Consider the following 5,109-nt stretch of genomic DNA (forward strand, 5'->3'; position numbering starts at 1 on the left):
TACCTGGGACTAAGAGATTACCTGGAAAAGCAGCCAGAACGAGTAAACGGGGTAGTGCTAGCTACCGCCCATCCGGCTAAATTCAAAGATGCGGTTGAAGAGGCCATTGGCAAATCTATTCCTATGCCCGAATCTTTGCAAGCAGCGATCGATCAACCTAAACAAGCCGAGTCTATCTCACCAGATTATGAGGAGTTGAAGAGCTATTTAATGGATCATCGTTAAACTTGGGTAATTCGCGGTTAATTGTTCTCAAGGTATTTTTCCCCCTTTTCCGTAATTTCGTAGAAGTCATGGTCCTTGGTTTCTTGCTTGAGAACAGCAAAGCCATGACTTTGAAGCTCATTTTTTATCGTAAATTTTGGAATACTACAGCTACCTTGCTTACGCATCGCTTTTAAAGTATCAATCGCTTCTTGGGATAAATTAGGATTAGTCATGTCAGTAAATTTTGGTTTATTATCGTCAATATAGAAAATTCTATTTTTTTAAACTCATCAAATACCCACCCCGAAACTAACTCAACGTATAAATCTCCGTAATACCCGCCAGAATTTTATCAAAATCCAGTTCAAGATCAATGAGCTGGCCGGAACGGATGTCGAACACCCAACCGTGTACCTAAAGAACATTTCTACGGTAGGCTACCTGCACCTCAGCGGTTTTTAGTACATTAATGCATTGTTTTCCGTACGTTTAGTCTTATTAGTTTATTATAGTGTTTCTTTTCATCCTCTATGGCATTTAGCGTATCCTTATGTAGGCAATATACATCCCGAATATTTCTAAGCCAGGATTCAGGATACCTAAATCCTGCGCTTGCATGGCAACTTTTACACCCCCACAATAGCAGTGCCCGCAGACCACAATGTGCTTCACCTTTAGATGATTGACTGTGTAATTGATAACTGATATGGCACTTAAATCCAAACTGGAAACCATATTGGCAATGTTGCAGTAAACGAACACTTGTCCCAAGTTAGCTTCCATCATCTCCTCAGCAGTTACCCGACTGTCGAAGCAGCCGATGTACAGCATTTCTGGATGTTGTCCTTTAAATAGGTTTTTAAAGTAGGCACTATCCACTTTGAGCTTTTCCTGCACCCACTGCCGATTATCTTTAAAAATAGTTTCTAGGTTCATGCGTAGTCAGTTTAATGTGTTTTTCTAAATTTTTTCTAATATTCTTGTTCAGGTGCTCTAAAAAATCGTACCTTCATGATAAGGTATTACAACTAATTTTAATAGTAAAGCTATCGCAAATTTCTTTTAGGAATTAGTCTCGAGATAATCCAGATAGTGCTAATTCACATGTGAGCTGTCATTAACTTTTCACTATCAGTTACCAACTTTCAACTTCTTATATTTCTCATCCCATATTTCATATCTTCTTATGCTTGTTACCGATGCTTCCATTGATGTTGAAAAGGTAGAAAATGATACTCAATTTCTGAGTGATTGCCTTCGCGAGGTACTGCAATCGTTGGGCGAGCCTCAACTGGCTGATGCTATCGACCACGAACCGGAAACTATGAATCGGAACATGGTACGGCTGTTCGCTACTTACTTTCAGTGGTTAAACCTAGTAGAAGAAAATGCTACCGCCCAGCATCGGCGACGGTTAGAAACTGAAGACGGTTTAGATCGTATCTCGGGCCTATGGGCTAAGGCTTTCCATCAACTAGCCAAAGAAGGGTTCTCAGAAAAAGATATTGCTACCCAGTTACCACAGATTCGTATTGAGCCAGTGTTTACGGCTCATCCTACCGAAGCTAAACGAGCAACCGTGCTACGCCACTTGCGCGATATGTACTTACTTCTTGTGAAGCGGGAGAACCCAGTATGGACGCCCCAGGAGCAGCAAGGCATTCGCGAAGCCATTAAGAATCAGTTGGAAATCTTATGGCGCACTGGTGAAATCTACTTGGAAAAGCCAACCGTGTCGGATGAGTTACGGAACATGATGTACTATCTGACCTACGTTTTTCCCCAAAGTCTGGTGCGGGTAGACCAGCGGCTACGCGATGCCTGGAACTATGCTGGCTTTGATCCTAAACAACTAAAAGATCATAAAAACCTTCCTCAAATTCGCTTCGGCGATTGGGTAGGAGGCGACCGCGACGGACACCCCTTTGTAACCTCCGAAGTAACCGAAGAGACCCTGCATGAGCTTCGTCGTCAAGCACTACAGTTGCATGCTCAGGATTTAGATCAATTGGCTGCTAAGCTTAGCTTCACCGATACCCGGGGGGTAGTTCCCAACCAGTTGAAAAAGAAAATAAGCGAAATAAGTGAGCGCATCGGTGAACCATCCGAAGCTTTTCTAACCCGCAATACTAATGAGCCTTGGCGGCAATTGGTCAATCTGATGTCTCACTGTATTCCGCTAGATATATACGGTAATCTGGACGAAAAACCATATTCCTACCAACGAAGTGCCGAACTGCTGGATGATCTTACGCTGTTGGCAGAAACCCTCCACGAAGTAAACGCTCATTCGGTCGTCAAAAGCGAGATAGAACCTATAATCCGTAAAGTACAAACATTCGGTTTTCATTTAGCTTCGTTGGATATTCGGCAAAACAGTGGTTTCCACGATAAGGCTGTTTCTCAGTTGTTGCAAGCGGCCGTACTAACCAACGGTGATCTGCCAAGTACAGATTATGCCGACTGGTCGGAAGAGCAACGTATTGCTTTTTTAGAGCAGGAGCTTCAATCTACCCGTCCGTTTACGCAGGCTGAAGCATCGTTACCAAAAGAAGCCCAAGCGGTGCTGGATTGCTACCGAGTAGTGCATCAATCTATTCAACGCTACGGCTCCAACGGACTTGGTGCACTAATCATTAGTATGACCCGCAGTGTTTCCGATTTGCTTACGGTGTACTTGCTGGGTCGTGAGGCAGGCTTAGTGTTCTGGAGTGAAGACGGATTGGTCAGTCAGCTTCCGGTGGTACCATTGTTTGAAACCATTGATGACTTAAAAGGCAGTCCGGAGATTCTAGATAAATTTTTACAGCACCCGATTACCCAGCGTAGTTTAGCTTACCAACAGCAGCAAAATCAAGCGAGTGAGCCTGTGCAGCAAGTAATGGTTGGCTACAGCGATAGCAATAAGGATGGGGGTATATTTGCCAGTCTCTGGAACGTGAACCGGGGGCAGCGAAACCTCACCGAAGTTGGAAAGAAACACCGAGTACGCATTCGCTATTTCCACGGGAGGGGCGGCACCGTGAGCCGAGGTGGCGGACCAACTCATCGCTTCTTGGAATCGTTACCCTACCAGAGTTTGCAGGGTGATTATCGTCTGACCGAGCAGGGTGAAACCATAGCCCAAAAATACGCCAATCTGATTACTAGCACTTACCATCTGGAACTGATGCTGGCCGGAACCACCAAAGCCACCCTCCGTCAGCAGGGCACCGAAGCACCCAACCATCCGCTAGAACCAATCATGGATTATTTGTCGGAGGTGAGCAGTCAGTACTACGGGAAGCTGCTTAAAGCAGAAGGCTTCATGGACTTTTACTCCCAAGCTACGCCTATCGATGTGATTGAGGCCAGCCGCATCGGTTCGCGCCCCGCCCGACGTACCGGACAGCGAACGCTGAATGATCTACGGGCCATTCCCTGGGTATTCAGCTGGAGCCAGGCCCGTTTCTTTTTAACCGCCTGGTACGGAGTGGGCACAGCCCTGGAACAACTTCAAAACGAACGACCCGAAGATTTCGCTCTTCTTAAAAAGCAAGCTATCAGCTACGCTCCACTTCGGTATATCCTAACGAACTCTAGTTCAGGGGTACTCATTGCCGATGAATCTATTATGCACGAATATGCGGCTTTGGTAGAAGATAGCGACCTTCGCGAACGGTTTATGAAACAGATACTGGCCGAACTAAACCGGACGCGGAAAGTTATAGAAACCATCTACGGCAGTAGTATCCAAGAGCGGCGACCCCGCATCACCAAGATGATTGCCATGCGTCAACCCAAGTTGGCCACTTTACACCGACACCAGATCTCCCAAATCCGAACCTGGCGCAACGATAAAGCTTCCGGCAACAGTGACGAAGCTACTCTGCTAGATTTATTGCTAACCGTGAATGCTATTTCAGGAGGAATTCGGGCTACGGGGTAGGAACCGATAGGTAGAGTTCAAGTCCAAACCACTTCAGGTTTGACGTAGAAAACTGTATCAATAAAGAAGAGTATCCCATTTTGGGTGAGCACATTTTCATCGTGTAAATCTTCTAAGATAATACCAAGTTCGGGATTATAATAGTCGTGATTACGCGTGTTTTCAAATCCATTATTATTCATAAACGCCTTTACCAGTGATAAATCAGTAGGTTGATTAGCTCTTACGAAAGGTTGAGTTACTACCGCGTATAGAGTATTTTCTTGGCGATAAAAGCCTACTAATTGATAAGCAGTATCAGGAAAGAAGAAGTTATTGAGCAGTAAGTTGTGTAAATAATCTACCCAAGAGGCGTAATAGATTGAATCATTCAATTTGTAAACCGATCTTCCATCTTTGATATACACCCGCTGTTCGGCTCCGGCTGATACGAAATTAGAGAAACTAATGCCGTTTACCCAAAACTCGTTTTGCTCTGCGTATTCAACTAGCCTCGCTGTTTCTTGCTGTTTGTACTGCTGATCTGCTTCAACCACTGCGCCTGCTGGCGTGCTTGCTTTAAGGTAACTGGCGACTGCTTGGATAAGTGCTCCGTGGCCAACTTGACTCTTTCCCGAAAGGACATGCTGTATTTCATATTTTAGACTATTCTGAGGCATCAATATTGGCGTTCTTCAATCTACCAGACAGGATAATTAGCAGCTTTAGCAATTTGTTATTTCATCTGCAATTAACCAAAATGTATCTTGTGCTATTATCAAATTAACGCATTATGATTGCTGAAGTTGATGCCAAGATTACCCGCCGGTTGTTTACAGTAGAAGAGTATCACCAGGGCCAAGGCGGGAATTCTGCACGAAGATGACCGTATTGAACTAATCCAATGAAAGTTCTGAGCCGGAGCCAGATATTACTATCGTCCCATTCCAGGAGAATTATTACGCCGAAACTGGAATTACTCCAAAAGACATACT

The 5,109-nt window shown here is 44.6% G+C and carries 3 protein-coding genes and 2 pseudogenes; 2 read left to right on the forward strand and 3 right to left on the reverse strand.

Translation table 11 applies throughout. From position 1 onward, the window contains the following. A pseudogene (locus WBA23_RS25535) lies at positions 1 to 225 on the forward strand (threonine synthase); the annotation flags it as partial. A gap of 17 nt (positions 226 to 242) precedes the next feature. On the opposite strand, the gene WBA23_RS25540 reads toward WBA23_RS25535, so the two are convergent. Together WBA23_RS25540 and WBA23_RS25545 are read right to left on the reverse strand one after the other, a co-directional pair. Then, the gene (locus tag WBA23_RS25540; protein ID WP_424585108.1) at positions 243 to 440 is read right to left on the reverse strand and encodes a hypothetical protein; all 198 of its coding nucleotides are present in this window, start codon (positions 438 to 440) and stop codon (positions 243 to 245) included. 76 nt (positions 441 to 516) lie between these two features. Beyond that, positions 517 to 1,143, reverse strand: a pseudogene (locus tag WBA23_RS25545) (carbonic anhydrase). A gap of 250 nt (positions 1,144 to 1,393) precedes the next feature. On the opposite strand from WBA23_RS25545, the gene WBA23_RS25550 reads away from it, so the two are divergent. Further along, positions 1,394 to 4,135, forward strand: a complete 2,742-nt coding sequence (locus WBA23_RS25550; RefSeq protein WP_424585109.1) for a phosphoenolpyruvate carboxylase — start codon at positions 1,394 to 1,396, stop codon at positions 4,133 to 4,135. 17 nt (positions 4,136 to 4,152) lie between these two features. Here the strand turns inward: WBA23_RS25550 and WBA23_RS25555 are convergent, their stop codons facing one another. Continuing rightward, the gene (locus tag WBA23_RS25555) at positions 4,153 to 4,794 is read right to left on the reverse strand and encodes a hypothetical protein (protein WP_424585110.1); all 642 of its coding nucleotides are present in this window, start codon (positions 4,792 to 4,794) and stop codon (positions 4,153 to 4,155) included. Between the last annotated feature and the right edge of the window lie 315 nt (positions 4,795 to 5,109).

The sequence above is a fragment of the Tunicatimonas sp. genome (genome assembly GCF_049647865.1).
Lineage (GTDB): Bacteria > Bacteroidota > Bacteroidia > Cytophagales > Cyclobacteriaceae > Tunicatimonas.